Annotated in this window: 15 protein-coding genes and 1 pseudogene; 12 read left to right on the forward strand and 4 right to left on the reverse strand. The window is 40.7% G+C overall.

The features are described from left to right. Nucleotides 1-7 precede the first annotated feature (7 nt). The 8 genes from C2M25_RS06405 (at nt 8) to C2M25_RS06440 (ending at nt 10677) form a co-directional block, all read left to right on the forward strand. Nucleotides 8-1408: an undecaprenyl-phosphate glucose phosphotransferase gene (locus tag C2M25_RS06405; RefSeq protein WP_105180720.1), complete on the forward strand. Its 1401-nt coding sequence runs from the start codon at nt 8-10 to the stop codon at nt 1406-1408. A gap of 51 nt (nt 1409-1459) precedes the next feature. Further along, entirely contained in the window at nt 1460-2758 is a 1299-nt protein-coding gene (locus tag C2M25_RS06410) for an oligosaccharide flippase family protein (protein WP_105180721.1), read from the forward strand. 29 nt (nt 2759-2787) lie between these two features. Then, nucleotides 2788-4515 (forward strand): SLC13 family permease, encoded by a 1728-nt coding sequence (locus C2M25_RS06415; protein ID WP_105180722.1) that lies wholly within the window; start codon nt 2788-2790, stop codon nt 4513-4515. Between the two features lie 441 nt (nt 4516-4956). After that, nucleotides 4957-5346: a four helix bundle protein gene (locus tag C2M25_RS06420; RefSeq protein ID WP_105180723.1), complete on the forward strand. Its 390-nt coding sequence runs from the start codon at nt 4957-4959 to the stop codon at nt 5344-5346. Between the two features lie 93 nt (nt 5347-5439). Continuing rightward, nucleotides 5440-6039: an adenylyl-sulfate kinase gene (gene cysC / locus C2M25_RS06425; RefSeq protein ID WP_105180724.1), complete on the forward strand. Its 600-nt coding sequence runs from the start codon at nt 5440-5442 to the stop codon at nt 6037-6039. Nucleotides 6040-6145: 106 nt separating this feature from the next. Beyond that, nucleotides 6146-7102, forward strand: coding sequence for a DHHA1 domain-containing protein (locus C2M25_RS06430; protein WP_105180725.1), 957 nt, complete (start codon nt 6146-6148; stop codon nt 7100-7102). Nucleotides 7103-7308: 206 nt separating this feature from the next. After that, nucleotides 7309-8217 (forward strand): UTP--glucose-1-phosphate uridylyltransferase GalU, encoded by a 909-nt coding sequence (galU, locus tag C2M25_RS06435; protein WP_105180726.1) that lies wholly within the window; start codon nt 7309-7311, stop codon nt 8215-8217. A 321-nt stretch (nt 8218-8538) separates the two neighbouring features. Then, complete coding sequence (locus C2M25_RS06440; RefSeq protein ID WP_105180727.1) at nt 8539-10677, forward strand: YjbH domain-containing protein; 2139 nt, start codon at nt 8539-8541, stop codon at nt 10675-10677. A 78-nt stretch (nt 10678-10755) separates the two neighbouring features. On the opposite strand, the gene C2M25_RS06445 is transcribed toward C2M25_RS06440, so the two are convergent. Together C2M25_RS06445 and C2M25_RS06450 are read right to left on the reverse strand one after the other, a co-directional pair. Beyond that, a complete protein-coding gene (locus tag C2M25_RS06445) occupies nt 10756-11103 on the reverse strand; it encodes a four helix bundle protein (RefSeq protein WP_063701664.1) in 348 nt (115 codons plus the stop codon). A gap of 47 nt (nt 11104-11150) precedes the next feature. Further along, nucleotides 11151-12554 carry an MBL fold metallo-hydrolase RNA specificity domain-containing protein gene (locus C2M25_RS06450; RefSeq protein ID WP_105180728.1) on the reverse strand — a complete coding sequence of 468 codons (1404 nt, stop codon included), beginning with the start codon at nt 12552-12554 and terminating at the stop codon, nt 11151-11153. Between the two features lie 159 nt (nt 12555-12713). Here C2M25_RS06450 and C2M25_RS06455 point away from each other — a divergent pair, with 159 nt between their 5' ends. Then, nucleotides 12714-13718, forward strand: coding sequence for an NAD-dependent epimerase (locus tag C2M25_RS06455; protein WP_105180729.1), 1005 nt, complete (start codon nt 12714-12716; stop codon nt 13716-13718). 119 nt (nt 13719-13837) lie between these two features. Here the strand turns inward: C2M25_RS06455 and C2M25_RS06460 are convergent, their stop codons facing one another. Then, nucleotides 13838-14917: a phosphotransferase enzyme family protein gene (locus C2M25_RS06460; RefSeq protein WP_105180730.1), complete on the reverse strand. Its 1080-nt coding sequence runs from the start codon at nt 14915-14917 to the stop codon at nt 13838-13840. A 41-nt stretch (nt 14918-14958) separates the two neighbouring features. Further along, entirely contained in the window at nt 14959-15846 is an 888-nt protein-coding gene (locus tag C2M25_RS06465; protein WP_105180731.1) for an NTP transferase domain-containing protein, read from the reverse strand. A gap of 531 nt (nt 15847-16377) precedes the next feature. On the opposite strand from C2M25_RS06465, the gene C2M25_RS06470 reads away from it, so the two are divergent. The 3 genes and pseudogenes from C2M25_RS06470 (at nt 16378) to mutT (ending at nt 20698) form a co-directional block, all read left to right on the forward strand. After that, nucleotides 16378-16851 carry a DUF721 domain-containing protein gene (locus C2M25_RS06470; RefSeq protein ID WP_105180732.1) on the forward strand — a complete coding sequence of 158 codons (474 nt, stop codon included), beginning with the start codon at nt 16378-16380 and terminating at the stop codon, nt 16849-16851. A gap of 675 nt (nt 16852-17526) precedes the next feature. Beyond that, nucleotides 17527-20234 (forward strand): annotated as a pseudogene (gene secA / locus C2M25_RS06475) (preprotein translocase subunit SecA). Between the two features lie 62 nt (nt 20235-20296). After that, nucleotides 20297-20698 carry an 8-oxo-dGTP diphosphatase MutT gene (gene mutT, locus C2M25_RS06480; RefSeq protein ID WP_105180733.1) on the forward strand — a complete coding sequence of 134 codons (402 nt, stop codon included), beginning with the start codon at nt 20297-20299 and terminating at the stop codon, nt 20696-20698. Nucleotides 20699-20855 lie beyond the last annotated feature (157 nt).

Below are 20855 nucleotides of genomic sequence, written 5' to 3' on the forward strand. Positions count from 1 at the left end.
GAACAAAATGCCGCATAAGAATTCAGGGATTTTACAAAGTAACGCAACGATTGTTGCATTTATCCAAAGAATTTTGGACATCAGTATTATTGTCGGTTGCTTGTGGGGTACTGTTGCATTACAAGGGCTGCCTTGGTTACTGCAGCACACAACCGCGGCATTGCTGGCTGTGTTTTTATTTCACTTTACGAGTGAGCTCGATAAGCTTTATATATCTTGGCGTGGCCTCTCAATTTACAAAGAGCTTAAAAAAACGATTTCACATTGGTTTGTTAGTGCGGCAATTTTATTCCTAAGTGTAAACTTTTTAGCGCCGCAATACCTAAACCCTGAAGGTTTACAGTTTTATTGGTTTGTATCGGTAATTGTAAGTCTTTGCGTATATCGCGTTATATTACGTTTTATTTTGAGGGCATTGCGCTCTCAAGGTATTAATACACGCTCGGTTGTGATTGCGGGGGCGGGTACGTTAGGTCAACAACTAGCAAATAATATTATAGCTCATTCTAGCTTTGGTTTGGTATTTGGTGGTTATTACGATGACACCGTACCAAAGCATAAATTAGTGGCAGCGCAAACTATCGGTAATTTAGAACAGCTAGTTGGTGATTGTAAAGAGGGGGGGATAGATCGTGTTTATATTGTATTACCACCACAAGCTTATGAGCGCCGTAAGTGGCTAGTTAAAGAACTGGCAGATAGCACCGCAAGTGTTTACATTGTGCCCGATGTTTTCACCTATCAGTTATTGCACTCACGTAGCGATACTATTATGGGTATACCTACGATAAGTATTTATGATTCACCGCTAGATGGTAGCAATGCCATTATTAAGCGCATTGAAGATATTGTACTCTCTACGCTTATTTTAATCATGATATCACCGGTTTTACTTGGCTTAGCCTTTGCCGTTAAGTTTACTTCTAAGGGGCCAGTATTCTTTAAGCAGAATCGCTATGGTATTGATGGTAAGCCGATTAAGGTATGGAAGTTCCGCTCGATGAACGTAATGGAAGACGGTGCTAAAGTAACCCAAGCGACTAAAAATGATTCGCGCTTTACGCCAATAGGCCAGTTTATTCGTAAAACGAGCCTAGATGAGTTGCCTCAGTTTATTAATGTATTACAAGGACAAATGTCGATTGTAGGGCCGAGGCCTCATGCAGTTGCCCATAACGAAGAGTATCGTAAATTGGTAGATGGCTACATGCTACGCCATAAGGTTAAACCAGGCATTACTGGCTGGGCTCAAATTAATGGCTGGCGCGGCGAAACCGATACATTAGATAAAATGGAAAAACGCATAGAGTTTGACCTAGAGTACATTCGAAATTGGTCATTGTTCTTCGATTTAAAAATAGTGTTTTTAACTATTTTTAAAGGTTTTGTGAATAAAAATGCCTACTAACTTTTAGTAGGTTCCCCCTCTTTTTAACTCTTCATACTTACAGAGAATTTAATGCTTTATAAAATTAAAGCTGTTTTAAGCGATGCTGAACACCGCCATACCGCAATTAATGCTGCTATAGCGCTTATCATTCGGGTTTTAGGTGCTGGTATGGCCTTTTTGTTTAACATCGTTATAGCAAGGCAGCTAGGAGCAGAGCAGGCTGGTTACTTTTTTTTAGGTTTAGCTTTAACTATGATGCTCGCGGGCATTGCTAGGCTCGGTTTTGACAATACAGTATTGCGTTTTACTTCAGCAGATGCTGATAATGGCTACACTGTTAAAGCAATATTAAACTTTGCACTTAAATATGTTCTGCCGGTTGCATTTATATTTACTGTCATTACTTTTACATTTGCACCTTGGCTCGCTGATAATGTATTCAATAAGCCAGAGCTAACTGATACGTTGCAATTAATTGCCCCAGCAATAATTGGTTTGAGTATCGTATTTTTAGTAGCAATGAGCTTGCAGGCTCGCCATAAACTTATTGCTAGTATCCCGTGCCAAAACATTGCTCATTTTATGCTTTGTAGTGCGGCAGTTATTGTATTCTCGGCTGACTCTGCAAGTACAGCAGCGCTTTATTTGAGCTTATCACTAGGGGTAACCTCTAGCTTTTTTTACTGGCTAAGTATAAAAAACTTAAATAATAATGGTGAAAAGCCAGACCCTCAAAAGCTTTGGCATAGCGCAAGGCCTAACTGGGTCATCATAATGATGAACCAATCTGTGCAATGGTGCGCACCTATAATCATAGGTATTTTTTTAGTTGCTGAGCAGGTCGCTTTTTTTAGCGTTGCCCAGCGTATTGCACTTTTAACCTCGTTTATTCTAATGGCGGTAAATTTAGTTGTTGCACCAAAATTTTCGGCTTTTCATGCTAAGGGTGATGATGTAAGTATTCGAAAAACAGCTTTGTTTTCTGTTAGGTTGCTCATACTAAGCGCTTTACCCATCGTGCTATTTATGCTGATATTTCCTGAGTTTTTGATGAGCTTGTTTGGTGATGAATTTAAGCAAGGGGCTGTTATTTTACAGATTTTAGTACTCGGGCAAGCGGTAAATGTAGTTACAGGTTCTGTTGGTTTTTTACTCATGATGAGCGGCCATGAGCGCGATATGCGATTAGTTACACTTATTAGTGGCTTAGGTGTTTTAATTAGCGTGCCTATTTTTACTAAGCTGTTTGGTGCAGTTGGTGCTGCAACTGCCACTGCATTTTTTATTAGCTTGCAAAACTTACTGGCTGTTTATTTTGTTAAAAAGCGCCTCGGCTTTAATACCTTAAAGTTTTGGCAGAAGATATGATTTGGCGAGTCGAGAATAAGGATATTTGAATGATTTTACAGCAATGGTTTATCTTGGTTATATTTGTTACAACTATTGTAGGCTTAATTAAATTTCAAAAATTTCCAGAGCGTGTATTTGCTGCCGCATGTTTGTCGTGCTTTGCTACGAACTTGGTTTCTACTGAGCAGCTTTTGAATAATGCAGTTAATCCAGGGTTAGTCACATTACTGCTTTTAGTAGTGTGTGCATTTGCTTTTGAACGCACCAGCTTTTTACGAAAACTTGCCAATGTTTTATTTAATGGCTCTGTGGTTAAGTCTTATGTTAGAACCTTATTCGCAACAGTTGTAGCCTCTGGCTTTTTAAATAATACCGCGGTGGTTGCTACTTTAATTAGCCCAGTAAAAAACAATAAACTCATTGCTCCTACCAAGCTTTTACTGCCCCTTTCTTATGCCGCTATTTTAGGTGGCACCCTCACTTTAATTGGTACCTCAACTAACTTAATTGTTAACTCTATGCTGATTGAGCGCGGCGCAGAGGGTTTTAAGTTTTTTGATTTTTTACCTATAGGCTTAGCTGCTGTGGCTGCCTGTGTGCTGGTTATGGCACTTACGATTAACCGCTTAAAAGGCAAAGTGAGCAAAGATGAGACCTCAAGCGATTATTTTGTTGAAGCAAAAGTGAATACTGGATCACCACTGATAGGTAAAACCGTAGAGCAAAATGGATTACGTAGCTTAGAGTCACTATTTTTAGTTGAAGTGGTTCGCGATAATCGCTTAATTTCGCCAGTAGCGCCGACGCAGATGATCCGCGAAGGCGATAAACTTATTTTTTCGGGCGATGTCACTAAAGTACTGGTGCTACAGCAATTTGAGGGTTTAAGCTTATTTGCAGAGCAAGATGGTTTACTACGCGATAACTTAACCGAAGTAGTTATTAAACCGGGTGCTGCAGTGGTAGGTAAAACGCTAAAAACTGCTGGCTTTCGCGCAAGATTCGATGCTGCTGTAGTTGCAGTGCGCCGCGAAGGCGAAAAGCTTTCGGGTAAGTTAGGTGATATCACCATTCAAAGCGGCGACTTTTTGATTCTTGCAGTTGGCCCTGACTTTGCTAAACGTACTAACTTAACAAAAAACTTTTTTATACTTAGCGGTGTTAAAGCCGACAACATGCTTAAAGGCTTAAGAGAGCGTATTGTTACTTGGGGCTTTGTGGCAACCATTGCGGGCTCGTTAATTTTTGATATTAGCTTATTAAAAAACTTTATTTTTTACTTAGCCGTGCTGGTGGGCTGCCGTTGTTTATCACTAAACGAAATTAAGCGGCGCTTTCCGTTAGAGCTTTGGCTTATTGTAATGAGCGCTTTAACCCTCGCTACAGCCTTAGATAATTCAGGTGTATCTAAACTAATAGCAGAGCAAGTCGAGGGTTTACTTGCAGGGCAAAGCGTTTACATTGCTTTTATTGGTGTATTTTTACTTACTCTATTATTTACAGAGTTAATAACTAATAACGCAGCAGCAGCGCTTACATTCCCCATTGCATTTACCATAGCTCAAGGCTTAGGCGTAAGTTACATGCCATTTGTACTTGCAGTCGCTTTTGCCGCGAGTGGTAGTTTTATTAGCCCTTACGGCTACCAGACCAACCTAATGGTTTACAATGCCGGCAACTACAAGCTAACCGATTTCATAAAATTTGGCCTACCGATCTCAATCACCTACAGCCTAGTTGTACTGACCCTGATACCCGTGTTTTTTCCGTTTTAGGTATAAGGCGCTAGGGGCTAGGTTGCTAGGCGCTAGGTTGCTAGGAGCTAGGCGTTAGGTAGAAATATGTCTTCAGGAACTAGGCGCTAGGTTTATTTTGCGATAAGGTTTAGTGGTGAATGGATTTCATTTAATGGCGAAGAGACTAATTATGAATTTGAACAAATGGATGTGTGGAAGAAGTCATCACGATTAGCATGTGAAATATACAAATATAAAGTTCTGCCCATCGTTCCTTATCACATACCTCTCAGTATTCTAAAGTAAATGCACTGTGTTTTACGTTTTAAATCGAACTTTATAGAGGTAAGATATTAGAAGTCAGATATCAGAAGGATCTAGGTGATAATAAGCCTTCAGACGTTAGGAACTAGGCGCTAGGTTTATTTTGCGATAAGGTTTTGTGGTGAATGGATTTCACCAATAGGGAAGGGACTAATTATGAAATTTGAACAAATGGATGTGTGGAAGAAGTCATCACGATTAGCATGTGAAATATATAAAGTAATGTTTGTTTGCAAAGATTACGGTTTTAAAGATCAAATAACACGTGCTGCATTATCAATTCCTTCTAATATCGCTGAAGGCCTCGAAAGAGAAACAGAGAATGATGAAGCTCGCTTCTTATATTATGCAAAGGGCTCTGCAGGAGAGCTCGTAACTCAATTATATATTGGTATTGAGATAAAATTTATCGATAAGCATGTTGGCTTGCAATTAATATCAGAAGCTAAAGAAGTTGCTGCTATGATTGCAGCGTTAATAAAATTAAGAAAAGGCTGTGTTAAAGAATCAGCCATTGAATATCATTTTGAAGAACCTAGAACCTAGAACCTAGAACCTAGAACCTAGAACCTAGAACCTAGAACCTAGAACCTAGAACCTAGAACCTAGAACCTAGAACCTAGAAACCCAAGAGGTACCATGACCGAGAACATTGTATGGCACGATCAAACTGTTTCGCGTGCTGAAAAAGAACAACATAAAGGGCATAAGCCGGTATTACTTTGGTATACGGGATTAAGTGGCTCTGGTAAGTCGACCATTGCAAATGCGGTTGAGGCTAAATTATTCAAATTAGGTTGTCATACTTATCTGCTTGATGGCGACAATGTACGCATGGGCTTAAACAAGGGTCTTACTTTTAGCGACGAAGACCGTATTGAAAATATTCGTCGTATTAGCGAAGTAGCTAAACTGTTTGTTGATGCCGGTTTAATTGTATCAACGGCGTTTATTTCACCGTTTAAAGAAGACCGTGCTCGTGCTCGCAGCATTATGAACCAGGGTGAATTTGTAGAAGTATTTATCGATACGCCATTAGAGGTGTGCGAAAGCCGCGACCCTAAAGGTTTATACAAAAAAGCCCGTGCCGGTGAGATCCCTAATTTTACAGGTATTAGCTCGGCGTTCGATGTACCAGAGCAACCAGAGATTCATGTGAAAACAGCAGAGCAAAGCATTGAGCAAAGCGTTGAGCAAATTATTGGTTATTTACGCGAAGCAGGGATTATAGGAATTTAGAGTCAGAAACCTGACGTCTAAAATCTGATATCTAATCTCTGACGTCTAACTTCTAACCTCTGTAATCTGACTTCTAATCTCTACCTTCTATTATTTTTGAGATTTTATGAACTACGATATTTTTAACGGTGATGCTGATGGCATCATCGCACTTTTACAGTTACAGCTCGCTAATCCAACAGAGAGCGTGAAAGTAACCGGTGTTAAACGTGATATTCAGCTGTTGAAAAAAATCACCCCAAAAGCTGGTGATAATATTCGTGTACTCGATATTTCAATGGAAAAAAACATGGCTGAGTTACACGATGCTCTATGCGTAGGTGCACGAGTTATGTATGTGGATCATCATAAAGCGGGTGATATTCCAAACCATGCAAACTTATTTGCCCATATCGATTTAGATGCAAATATGTGTACTAGCTTAATAGTGAGTGACCTTATCGAAAAACAATATCACTTATGGGCTATTACAGCTGCTTATGGCGATAATTTATTTGCAAAAGCCGATAGCGAAGCCGATAAACTAGGCTTATCAGAGCTCGAAAAGTCACAACTTAAAGCATTTGGTACTTATATTAACTATAACGGCTATGGCAGTGAGGTAGCTGATTTACACTTTGCACCAGAAGACTTATTTAATGAACTACTAAAATATAAGTCACCGCTTGATGCTATTAACGACAGTGAATCGGTTTATTACGTGTTAGAAAAAGCTTACAAAGCCGATATGCAAAAAGCCGCAGATGCTAAAGTTTTACATAATTGCGATACTGCAAAGGTTATTTTACTTGATGATGCCCCGTGGGCACGCCGTGTAAGTGGCGTATTAGGTAACGACCTTGCTAACCAAGCGCCAAACAAAGCCCATGCAGTACTTACTTATAATAACAAAGGAAGTTATACCGTAAGTGTAAGAGCACCACTTAATAATAAACAAGGTGCTGTTGACGTATGCAGCCAATTTGCCACCGGCGGCGGCCGTGCAGCAGCGGCAGGTATTAATGAACTAGAGCAACAACAAGTTGAACAGTTTATTACTACTCTAGTTAATTTTTATAACTAACCCCCTTGCTAGTGGCACCCCAGCCACTAGCATCTTTTAGCTCCTAGCTCCTAGCTCCTAGCTCCTATCGTTTCCTGTTCATCCTCCGTCAATATTATTACTGCTAACGTGGTTATAAATCTTTTTTTACTATTGCGCAAAATGAGTTAATAACTCATACTTTGTAATTATTTATTCTTATCACTACACTTAAGGGACTAAACATTATGAAAGCTGTCATTCCTGTTGCAGGCCTTGGTACACGTATGTTACCGATGACAAAGGCAATTCCTAAAGAAATGCTGCCTCTTGTTGATAAACCGCTTATTCAATATATAGTAAACGAATGTGTTGCTGCGGGTATTAAAGAAGTTGTATTGGTTACTCATAGTTCAAAAAATGCTATAGAAAACCACTTTGATACCAGCTTTGAGCTAGAAGCAACCCTCGAAAAACGTGTAAAACGTACCTTGCTTGAAGAAGTGCGCTCTATTTGCCCAGCTGATGTAACCATTATGCACGTACGCCAAGGCGAGGCTAAAGGATTAGGCCATGCTGTTATGTGTGCAAAACCAATTGTTGGCGATGACGACTTTGTAGTTGTATTGCCAGATGTTATTTTAGATAGTTATACCGCAGATCAAACGCAAGAGAACATTGCTGCTATGATTAAACGTTTTAGCGAGGTTAAAGCAAGCCAAATTATGCTTGAGCCAGTACCGCAAGAAAACGTACATAAATATGGTATTGCAGATATCGGTGGCGTAAAAATTAAAGCGGGCGAAAGTGCGCCAATTAAAACCATGGTCGAAAAACCAAAAGCTGAAGAAGCACCATCTAACCTAGCTGTTGTTGGCCGCTATGTTCTTTCGAAAGCAATATGGCCATTACTTGCTAAAACACCAGCGGGTGCAGGCGGCGAAATTCAGCTTACCGATGCTATTGATGAGCTAATGAAGCACGAAATCGTTGAGGCATTCCACATGAGTGGCCGCGCCCACGATTGTGGTGATAAGCTTGGCTACTTAAAAGCGATTGTTGAATACAGCATGCGTGATGAAAACCTAGGTGAAGAATTCACCGACTTCGTAACGCAAATGGTAGCGCCAGCAGAGCGTCATTTAAAAGCGGTTTAAAAAGTAGATATTAGATTTCAGAGGTCAGGTAACAGACGATAGATATAAGATTTCAGAAGTTAGATATCAGGATTTAGTGGTTAGAGGTTAATTTTTAGCTTTTAACCACTTGCTTTACCCCGCCCCGAAATAAAGTCTTGTTCACCTAGCACCTAGCACCTAGCACCTAGCACCTAGCACCTAGCACCTAGCACCTAGCACCTAGCACCTAGCACCTAGCACCTAGCACCTAGCGCTACGCTATTAACTTCTCGTTTTTCACTTCTAATGTTATATTTAATCTAATTTAAGGATTTTTATAATTTTAACTCGGAATAGTTTATGTCTAAGCTTAATGTCTTTTTAGGTAGTGCAATAGCTCTAAGCTCACCACTTGTTTTTGCAGATCAAATTAACTCACATCAATCTTTCGTTGGTTATACTGGCCTTATTAATACTCCTAACGCTGAAGTTCAAGAAAAAGGAGTAATAGGCTTTGGTCATAACAATGAGCTTTTTGATCGCAGTAACCAATATGTAAAGGGTCATAATTTTATTGTCAGTGCTGGCTTATTTGATGGTTTAGAAGTGAGTGGCCTTATAGCTTCAAACACTATGCACGACAATTTATATTTTGGTGAAGGAAAAAAACAAATCAGAGACTTATCATTTAATGCTAAGTACCAAATACCATATATTCCTAAAGATTGGTTTAGTCTAGCTGTAGGGGGTAAAGATATTGGTGGGCATATTAATTTTTATGAAACATATTATGCTGTGGCATCAAAAGAATTATGGAACTTTAGGTTTTCAGCAGGTATCGCAAAAAGTAAACGCCCTCATGGCGAGATGGATGGCGTATTTGGTGGTATAGAGTATCAAGTTTTTGATTGGTTTAGCTTACAAGCAGAGCATGATGCAGAGGCATTTAATGCGGGTGCTAAAGTGACTATTCCTAAAAAGTGGCTGTATGATATTGGCGAGCTAACCCTTACCAGCCGTTTTTACAGTAATACCGATTACTCAGAAGAAGACACTTATTGGGGTGTTAACTTTAGTATGCCGCTTTCGAGTGAAGATAAACAAAATTATAAAAAAGTTGAAGCTGCCCCTTATGTAGCACCAGCTACTACAAAGCCAATAGCTAAAATAGATGATCATGGTATCGGTTTTATGCAAACAGCCATGGCGCCAGAATTAGCTGAACAAGCAAAAGCCCTCACGGTTGCAAGCGTAAAACAAGCGCCAACAGCAAATACGCAAAAACTAGCCAACTCAAGTTTAAATAGCCAAGTAATTGAATTAAAAGAAGCACTCATTAACGATGGCTTTGAAAATGTAGTGGTGGGCTATAATCTTAATACCGTATTTGTAAACTTTGAAAACTCGGTATTTAACCGTAACGACATCGATGCCATTGGTGTTGTACTTGGCCGTATTTCCGAAAGTGTAACTAACGAAAGTACGCATTTTAACGTACAACTTTCTAAAACTGATATCCCTTTAATTGCTATTCAGGGTAAGGTCGATAACTACCGCTTGTTCATCGAAAAAGGCGTAAGCCCAGACCTGAATGTACAGCAAGGCAAAGCAAATATACCCGAAGGCGTTGTATGGGCCGGTAAAGCAGAAGCAAGCCCTTACTTTAAGCCGCGCTTAACACTTAGCCCAGCTACATCGAACACTTATGCAACGGAATTTGGTGTATTTGACTACTCTATTGGTTTACGTGCTGAACTTGACGTACCATTATGGCAAGGTGGGGGTATAAAAGTAACAGGGCAAACGATTTTAGATGAAACCAGTGATTTTGAAGATAACGGTGTGTTTAATAATTACAGTCTTGATGAAGGTATTGTAGATGCAATGCTGCACCAGACTTTTGCACTACCGTTTGGCTTTTATAACCAAACTCAAATAGGCTTCTTTAAAAGTTATTTTGATTATAAGGCAATCATTAACGAAACAGCATGGTTAAGCCCTGAAGGCCGCCATGTTGTTAGTGCTAAAATAGCTTATTTTGATTATGCCGACTACCGTGCATCTCGTGAATACGAAACTCTTACTTACCAATATAACTGGGTTGAGCGAGATATTACTTTACATGCAACTGCTGGTCAGTATTTTTATGGCGATAGTGGTTATCAGTTAGAGAGCCGTTTTTGGTTTGGTGATAGCTATGTAGCTGTATATTACGAGAATACTGACGCGCAAAAAGCCGGTGTAGCAATTAATATACCGCTTACACCGCGCAAAGATATGAAAGTAACACCTTTTGGCCAGTTAAAAGGCCGTGATAATTGGCGAATTGGCTTAAGTACTCAGATAGGCAAGTTGAATACACTCGTATTTAACCAAGCTTATGCACCTTCGTCACAAATCACCTTGGACAAAACAATGTACAAACGTGGTCGTTTAACCTCTAGCTATATTTATAGCAACCTAGCGCGAATGAAAGAAGCGTATGAGAGTTATAAATAGTAGCGACTCGCAGTAGCGAGGGGCGAGATTCGAGTCAAACATAAGAAGTCAGATATTAGAGGTTAGTGGTTAGAGCCACTAACTTCTATTATCAAACTGTTGTTTTAGACCCGTTAACATGGCCCCTAACTCTTTGGTTTCTGATATCCAATACAATGCTTTTTCACGCTCTAAGTAGCCTATCTCCAGGCCTATATAGATTTGTGTTCTTGTTTCTGCAAGCGAAGATCTCGCGATATCTATAAACCGACTTTTCTCTTTGTAACTTTCACGACTAACTCCTTCAGCAATGTTGCTAGGCACTGATAAGCCTGAGCGGGTTAACTGATCTCTAAAGCCGAAGTCTTTTAATTCATTTGTTGATTTGTAAATTTCAGCACTTAATCGTGCAGACCGTTTCCATACATCTAGGTTTTCAAAGTTCATAACTAACTCCTTGTATTGACTAACCACTAACCACTAACCACTAACCACTAACCACTAACCACTACTTTTGTCCTTTCGCCTAACTCTACTTTAAGCTTTTCTGCTAGTGCTTGTTTGGCTTGCTCATCACCGTGGACGATTTTGATTAAACTTGGCTTTTTGCGCATGCGGGTGACAAATCTGATAAGTCCTTTTTGATCTGCGTGGGCGCTGTAGCCGCTGATGGTATGAATTTGCGCTTTAATCATGACTTTTTGATTATCGATAAATACATAGCCGCCGCGTGGACCGTACTTTTGAATCTCTCGGCCTAAGGTTCCTTGCCCTTGGTAGCCAACAAAAATGACATCGGTTGTTTTGTCGGGTAAAAACCGTTCTAGGTAATTAACTATTCTGCCGCCATTGCACATACCGCTGGCAGCAATGATTATTGCTGGCTGTTGTTTAGAGGCTAAAAAGTTAATCAGGGCAAGGTGTTCTTGGTGGCTATCAATGGTGTGTAGCTGATTAAAGTCAAGCGGGTGACGACCTTGTTTTACGCGCTTTTTTGCTTCGTTATCCCATAGTTCTTTAAAGTGTAGATACTCATTTGTGAAGTTGGCTGCCATTGGCGAATCTACAATAATTTGCAGTTTATGCCACATAGAACGTTTGCTTGCACAGTGAATAAGCTGTTCAAACTCATAGAGTAGCTCTTGAGTTCGGCCAATACTAAAAGCGGGTATGAGTACTACGCCATTATCGCTTACGGCACGTTCTATAACCTTTTTAAGTACGGCTACGCGCTCTTTACGACCTTGATGGTTTTTATCACCATAGGTCGACTCAATAACTAATGTATCGGCGCGATAAGGTGGCTTTGGCGTCGGTAATAATGGCGTGTAAGGTGCACCTAAATCACCAGAAAATACCACTCTATGCGTGTTTGGTTTTTTACCTAGCTCAATTTCAACATAGGCAGAGCCTAAAATGTGACCGGCACGTTGCAGGCGGATTTTATATAATGAATTTTGCTTGCTTGAGGCTACTTTTTCGGGGCTAAAGCCCACTCCTACGGGAATGGAGTACCATGTATTGAAATCAAGAGAGACAATCTGTTGTTTTAGTAACTTTAAGCAAGTACGGATCATTGCTTCATCGCGAGTTACACCCACTTTTAAAGCATCTTCAATCACCATGGGTAATAACTTGGCGGTGGCAATAGAGGTGAAAATAGGCCCTTTAAAACCTGCGGCAAGTAAGTAGGGTATGCGACCAACATGGTCGATATGGCAGTGCGTGACAATCAGCGCTTTTACCGTTGATATATCAAACTCAATAGCTAGGTCTTGTTTGCTGTCTTCCCCCTGAAATAGACCACAATCAACAAGTACAGAATTTGTGTCATCAATAAATAGCTGGTGGCAAGACCCAGTTACGCCTTTCACCGCTCCGTGGTGTTTTATATGCATAATAATCTCCTGATTTATGCTGTCACTAATAAGAACTTATACTAAAAGAAACTTCAATTACATACTTATAATTTTAACTTCCAAAATCTTAAGGTATTATGCTGTGCTTTGGACCTAATTAGATAAATCTGGGTCTATTGCGATTTGATAAGGTTAACAATGAAATATTTAGTCACCGGAGCCGCCGGATTTATAGGTGCAGCAACGTGCCAGAAGCTATTAGCAGCAGGGAATGATGTTATTGGTATCGATAATTTAAACGATTATTACGATGTTAACTTAAAATTGGCAAGGCTAGCTCAATTTGAATCTCATGAGTGCTTTTCTTTCAAAAAGCTTGATATAGCAGACCGTGAAGACATTGCAGAGTTATTTAAAACTCAAAAGTTTGATCGCGTTATTCACTTGGCTGCTCAAGCTGGGGTGCGCTATTCAATTGAAAATCCAGATTCTTATGCTGATTCTAATCTAGTAGGTCATTTAAATATTTTAGAAGGATGTCGTCATAACCAGGTTGCACACTTGGTGTATGCTTCATCTAGTTCTGTTTATGGCTTAAATGAGAAAACGCCATTTGCAACAACCGACAGTGTTGACCACCCAGTTTCGTTTTATGCTGCTACAAAAAAAGCAAATGAGCTTATGGCTCATAGTTACTCGCATTTATATGATTTACCTACCACAGGGTTACGCTTTTTTACTGTATATGGTCCTTGGGGTCGTCCAGATATGGCACCATTTATTTTCACTAAAAAAATGCTGGCAGGTGATACGATAGATATAAACAACAATGGCGATATGTGGCGAGATTTTACCTACATTGATGATATTGTAGAAGGTGTTGTAAGAGCGGCCGACGTTATTCCTGAACGTGATAATAACTGGCGAGTAGAAACTGGATCTCCTGCGACAAGCTCCGCACCATATCGAGTCTATAATATTGGCCATGGTAGCCCAATTAATTTGATGAAATTTATTGAGTCAATAGAGTCTGAGCTAGGCATCGAGGCAAAGAAAAACTTCAGAGAAATGCAGGCGGGTGATGTCTACAAAACCTTTGCTGACACCCAAGACTTATTTACCGCTACAGGATACAAGCCTGCGGTAGGTGTAGAAGAAGGCGTTGCTAAGCTTGTAAGCTGGTATAAGTCTTTTTACGCCTAAAGCCGTTCCTACGGTGGTGTAGGCGTGAAATTTATTTCGCGCGGTGTTTTTATTGCGCGATATAAAATCGCGCCTACGATAACTCGCAACTCGCAACTCGCAACTCGCAACTCGCAACTTTACCTTTTATTTATCTCTAAAATCGCTTTTAACGTATGTTCTTTTTCAAGAATGTCGCGATATAAAGCAAACTGGTTGCGGGCGCGTTCTAGGTTGTGGTTTGCATGTTTGGTGGCAAAGTAGTTATCGCCATCAATAAAGTCTGTTAAAAAGCGCAGGCCAATCATAAAGGTCATAACTTTAGTGCCTAACCAAAAGCTTTCTTTTTCGGCATCGGTGATCACATCTTGTAGTGGTTCAACATAACCTTTAACGATGGCGGCGAAGATTTCTTCACGAACACGTACATTACTTAGGTTGGTTGAATCTTCTTGCTCAGGAGAGCAGAAGGTACGCACCATATCACCAAAATCAAATAACCAATAGCCAGGCATACAGGTATCGAGGTCGATGACGGCTTTTGCATCATCTGATTGTTTACAAAAAAGCATGTTGTTGATTTTCGTGTCGTTATGACAAGGTCTTAAAGGAATGTTTCCTTCAAGTTGTTTTAGTTCTTCAACAAGTGATTGCTGAGCTAAACAAAAATCGATGTCGTCTTGGCAAAGTGCCAGACGGTTTACAGAGTCTTTTTCGAGAACTTTTTTGAAAGCATCAAAACGCATTGCTAGGTTATGAAAATCAGGGATCACATGATGCAGCTGATCAGCCTGAAAATCTTGTAGTGCTAGCGCGAATTGGCCAAATGCATTGGCTGCAGTTTGTGCTTGCGAGATAGTTGCTACAACATCTTCACTATAACTGCCGCCAATAAATTCGAGTGCACGCCAAACACCTTGATCGCATTCAACTAAAAAGTCATTTTCGATAGTTGGAACATGACGAATAATTTCGAGGCTGTATTCACCATTGTCGTGCTTTTCACTTAGGTGCTGCTCAATGAGCCGTGCATTTTCAACTAGGTGCTCAGGATTAGGGAACACATCGGTATTTAACTTTTGCACAACCAAGGCGTTTTCTTCTGTTTTAAGTAACATGGTTGTGTTGATGTGGCCATTGCCAATAGGCTTTAGCGTTACGTTATCTGTGCTTAAGCCAAAGTGCTCAGAAAGATAAGTTGCAACAGGGTTCGACTTCATTAATTTTCCATTACTTATTTTTTGCAAGAAGAGGCGAGGGTCTAATCGTTTAGCTTACGACGTAACTGACATAAAGTGTGTGCTATTGCATCCAGTTCAGCTTTGTAGGTCACGCCATACCATGGCTCTTGTGCAGTATAAACGGTTACAGCTTGGCGGTTATCTTGAATCGCGAGTTGTATCTCATTTGGTAAATAATACTCTTTCGTGACACCGTTGTCAGTATTTTCTAAAAACTCAATAAAGCCTGTTTCTAAGTCATTAAATAAACAAGGTGTTATTCCCCAAAAGCTCATTGAGCCTAGGGCATTATCGGCAATTTGTAATCTTTCACCATGTGGATTGTTGCCTTTTAAAACATTATTTTCGAGTTTGATATCTAGATACTCGACCACATCAGTTAAATGCTGGTGGCTATCAACAGAGCATACACCGCGGTTTACACCACCTTCTTCGGAGAGTGTATCTTTAATCGGGTAACCTACCATCGCCCAATTGCTATGCTGTTTGAAGTGTTCGCTAATAATGGCAAAAGAAGACTCACCGTAATAATCATCGGCTGTAATGACAATAGCAGGGTTATTCACATAAGGTTTTGCGCAAAGTAACGCATGACCTGTGCCCCATGGCTTTTGGCGTTCAGCAGCTAAGTGCTCATAACCATGTGGCAGCGCGTTAATTTGTTGCTCAACTAAGATTACTTCGAGCGACTTAGGCAGGCGCGGTAAAATCGTCGCTTCAAATTCAGCACGAATGTTTTTATTAATGATGATCACCGCTTGGCTCACACCTGCTTTAACCGCATCCTGAATACTCAGTTCCATGATGGTACAGCCTAGCCCCGGGATTTCGGCAATTTGTTTGTTTCCGCCAAAGCGGCTACCCAGCCCGCCAGCCAATACGATTAAAGTAAGAGAGTGTTGAGTCATCGCGCAAATCAAATGAAAAACAAAGGAAAAGTGTACCAGAAACACTCACGGGGGAGGAAGAGAAGCTTAAAGCTATAAGCTTTAAGTTTTGAGCCGAGCGGTGTTGTTTGTGGGCTCTTTAATGATTTTCGGGTTTGGTGTTGAATGTTAGACGCGCCAAGCAAGCGTGACGCCTACGTTTGATGTAGGCGTGAAATTTATTTCGCGCGGTGGTTTTATAATAGGAGTTAGATTTTAGAAGTCGGATTTTTAGTAGTTAGAATTCAGAAGTTAGATATCAGTTGATCGAGAGGATGGTTTTATTTTTTGTGTAATTAAACAAAGAACTTGCTACACATGAAATGTATTTTACTTTGTACTAACCACTAACCACTAACCACTAACCACTAACCACTAACCACTAACCACTAACCACTAACCACTAACCACTAACCACTAACCACTAACCACTGTTTTCGAACCTAATAGCTTCATATTTACCTAGATGGTATATTCTCTGTGTGGTGATTAACCCTTTTAGGTAGACGATTAATGGCAAAAGATAGATACGCGCCAAAAGCACTTGGCGATATTATGGCGGGCTTGAGTGGTCGCTTGGCATCTTATGCTGGTAAAACCCAAGGCTTGTCTTCTCAACAAAGCATTCTTGATGATTTTTTAGGTGAAACGCTTTCAAAAAAATGCCGGGTAAGTAATTACCGTGATGGTACTTTGATGATTGAAGCTATTTCGGCACCGATTGCACTGCGTTTAAATTACTTAAAAATGGATATGCTTTCGCATTTTCGTGCCGCTGGCATGGTAGAGCTTGGGCAAATTAAAATTACCGCAAACCCACAAGCAACTCAGCGCTTATCGGCAACAAATAAACCAGAGCAAAAGCCTGTTTCGAAACGCCAAATGAGCGAACAAACAGCCGATTACCTCAACGCCATCGCCGCAGATGCTCCACCATCTTTAAAAGCCAAGTTAGAGCGTTTAGCGCAACATGGACGGAAAAAGTAAATAAAGCCGTCAGCTTTCAGCTTTTAGCCGAACGGTGTGGTTTGTGAGCCTACCCCGTAGGAGGTACTTTAGTGCCGAAATTTAAGGAGCCGTCAGCTTTCAGCCGTCAGACGTCAGCCGAACTGTGGGGGTGTATGGTGTTGAATTTCCCTCAGCAATAAAACTCTGTAGGAGGCGTTTTAACGCCGAACATCTTTATTTTTTCACGGCTAAAGCCGTTCCTACGTTTTGGTGTAGGCGTGAAATTTATTTCGCGCGTTATCTTTTTATTGCGCGATGTAAAATCGCGCCTACGATAACTCGCATCTCGCATCTCGCATCTCGCATCTCGCATCTCGCATCGCCTTTTTTCTCCCCTGATCTTGATTTTATTCTTATTGTCGCCATATCTACTCAGTAGTTTAATTTTCGTGATTTTTGCTGGGTTAAACTAAAGTTTACGGCTGATTTTTAAATTTTCTTGCTGAAAATCCATATCTTCACACACAGAAGGTTTGATGTTGCGCAGACTCTGGTATGATAGCGCACGAAATAAGCGGTGTTTTGAACAGCGTACTGATAAATTGTTAATTAATATGCCCTACATCATGAGCATAAGCGCATATTAATTATCAATTGAAGAAAGTGGGTTAGCTAATGACTAGCTAACAAAGAATATATTGTAACGGTTTTATCATGATATCTAATTTATTTACCAAGATTTTTGGTAGTCGCAATGACCGCACTATTAAAAACCTAAGAAAGACGGTCGCACTGATCAATGCGCTTGAAACGCAATTAGAAGCGCTTTCTGATGAAGATCTAAAAGCAAAAACAGCAGAATTTAGAGAGCGTTACGATAACGGACAAAGCCTAGATGATATCTTACCAGAAGCATTTGCTGTGGTACGTGAAGCATCTAAGCGTGTAAACGGCATGCGTCACTTCGACGTACAGCTACTAGGTGGTATGGTTTTACATCAAGGTCGCATTGCAGAAATGCGTACCGGTGAAGGTAAAACACTAACTGCAACATTACCTGCATACCTTCGTGGTTTAACAGGTAAAGGTGTTCACGTAATTACCGTGAATGACTACCTTGCAAAACGTGACGCCGAAACTAACCGCCCATTATTTGAATTCTTAGGCCTAACAGTTGGCTGTAACGTACCAGGCATGATGCCGCAGCAAAAGAAAATCGCTTACGCTGCTGACATTACTTACGGTACCAATAACGAATTTGGCTTTGATTATCTTCGCGATAACATGGCATTTAGCATTGAAGAACGTGTACAACGCCCACTTTACTACTCAGTAGTGGATGAGGTGGATTCAATCCTAATCGATGAAGCGCGTACGCCGCTAATTATCTCAGGCCCAGCTGAAGACAGCTCTGAGCTATATATCGAAATCAATAAAATTGTGCCAGAACTTGAGCTACAAGAAAAAGAAGATGAAGAAGGCGTTGAAGGTGACGGCGACTTCACTATCGATGAAAAATCTAAGCAAGTTCACTTAACTGAACGTGGTCAAATTAAAGTAGAAGAACTATTGATTGAGCGAGGCTTAATTCAAGAAGGTGATTCACTTTACTCAGCTTCAAGCATCACATTATTAAGCCATGTGTATGCGGCACTTCGTGCTCACAAGCTATATCAAAAAGACGTTGATTACGTTGTTAAAGAAAACGAAGTTATCATCGTTGATGAGCACACTGGCCGTACAATGGAAGGTCGTCGTTGGTCAGAAGGCTTACACCAAGCTGTTGAAGCGAAAGAAGGTGTACGCATTCAAAACGAAAACCAAACATTGGCATCAATCACATTCCAAAACTACTTCCGTTTATACGAAACACTAGCGGGTATGACAGGTACAGCAGACACAGAAGCGTTTGAGTTCCAGTCTATCTATGGTCTAGATACAGTAGTAATGCCAACTAACAAGCCGATGATCCGTGATGATCGTGCTGACCTTGTCTACTTAACACAAGAAGAAAAGTACGAAGCCATTCTTGCTGATATCAAAGATTGTCAAGAACGCGGCCAACCAGTACTTGTGGGTACTATTTCTATCGAAAGTTCTGAGTACTTATCGCAGTTCTTACGTAAAGAAAAAATTAAGCACAACGTACTAAATGCTAAGTTCCACGCACAAGAAGCTGACATCGTTGCCGATGCAGGTTTACCAGGCACAGTAACCATTGCGACTAACATGGCCGGTCGTGGTACCGATATCGTGTTAGGTGGTAACTGGCACAGCGAAGTTGAAAAGCTAGAAAACCCAACTGATGAACAAATCAAAGCGATTAAAGATGAGTGGCAAAAACGCCACGATGCAGTAATCGAAGCGGGTGGTTTACACATCATTGGTACTGAGCGTCACGAATCTCGTCGTATCGATAACCAGCTACGTGGTCGTTCTGGTCGTCAAGGTGATGCTGGTTCAAGCCGTTTCTACCTATCAATGGACGACGCGCTAATGCGTATCTTCGCTGGTGAGCGCATGACTAACATGATGCGTAAACTAGGTATGCAACGCGGCGAAGCAATTGAGCACCCTTGGGTTAACCGCGCAATCGAAAACGCACAACGTAAAGTTGAAGCACGTAACTTCGACGTTCGTAAACAATTACTTGAGTACGATGATGTAGCAAACGACCAACGTCGTGTTGTTTACTCACAACGTAACGAGCTTCTTGAAGAAGGCGATATTTCAGAAACTATCACTGCCATTCGCAGCGATGTACTAAACGGTACAATTGATCAATACATTGCACCGCAAAGCTTAGCTGAAATGTGGGATATCCCAGGCCTTGAAGAGCGCTTAAAACAAGATTTCTTAATCGAGCTGCCAATTTCACAATGGTTAGCTGACGATAACAAACTATACGAAGAGAAACTTCGTGAGCGTATCGAAGAAGCGGTTGAGCAAGCATACAAGCAAAAAGAAGAGATGGTAGGCGAGTCTGTACTACGTCAATTCGAAAAAGCGATTATGCTACAAAGCCTAGACCAACATTGGAAAGATCATTTAGCTGCGATGGACCACCTTCGTCAAGGTATCCACTTACGTGGTTACGCACAGAAGAATCCTAAGCAAGAGTACAAGCGTGAATCATTCGACTATTCTCTGAAATGCTTGAGAACTTAAAAATCGACGTTGTGGGTATTTTAAGTAAAGTACAAGTTCGCGCTGAAGAAGATGTTGAGAAAGTTGAAGAGCAACATCGCCGTAGCGAAAATGCACCGCGCGAATACCAACACGAAGAAGCTGAGCACATTGGTGGCGAATTACCTCAAGGTGCTGTAGTAACTCAACGTGCAGAGCCAAAAGTTGGCCGTAACGAGCCGTGCCCTTGTGGTTCAGGTAATAAATTTAAGCAGTGTTGCGGTAAATTAAAATAACCAAAACACGGTGATAAAAAGCGACGCTTGCGTCGCTTTTTTTATGAATAAGGAAACAACAAATGACTAAAAAAGTAGTGCATGTTGCAGTCGGTGTTATTTATAAAGATCAGCAATTATTTATTTGTAAGCGCCCAGACGACAAACATCAAGGCGGCTTATGGGAATTCCCAGGTGGTAAAGTAGAACAGGGCGAAAGCGTGTTTGCAGCGTTACAGCGTGAGCTATTAGAAGAAGTAAACCTAACCGTAAATGGTAGTGAAGAGCTGATGGTTATTGAACATGACTACGGCGATAAATGCGTACGCTTAGATGTGCACATTGTTGATGATTTCACTGGCACGGCTCATGGTGCAGAAGGCCAACAAGGTAAATGGGTTGCACTTAGCGAGCTTGATGATTACAGCTTCCCAGCCGCCAATGTTGAGATTATCGAAAAGATAAAGAAAAAGTATCAAGGGTAAATAACCAAAGTTAGCGAGGGGAAGCTTGTAGGTGTGAAGTTTATTAAGCCATCAGCTTTCAGCTGTCAGTGATCTGACTCCATAAAAGTAGACACCTTTTTGGAGCCAGTAACCATGAAAGTAAAACCATATCGCAAACATTCGCTCGAATTTAAAA

Origin of the sequence: Pseudoalteromonas sp. T1lg21, from assembly GCF_002964625.1 — a bacterium.
Taxonomy (GTDB): Bacteria; Pseudomonadota; Gammaproteobacteria; order Enterobacterales; family Alteromonadaceae; genus Pseudoalteromonas; species Pseudoalteromonas gelatinilytica.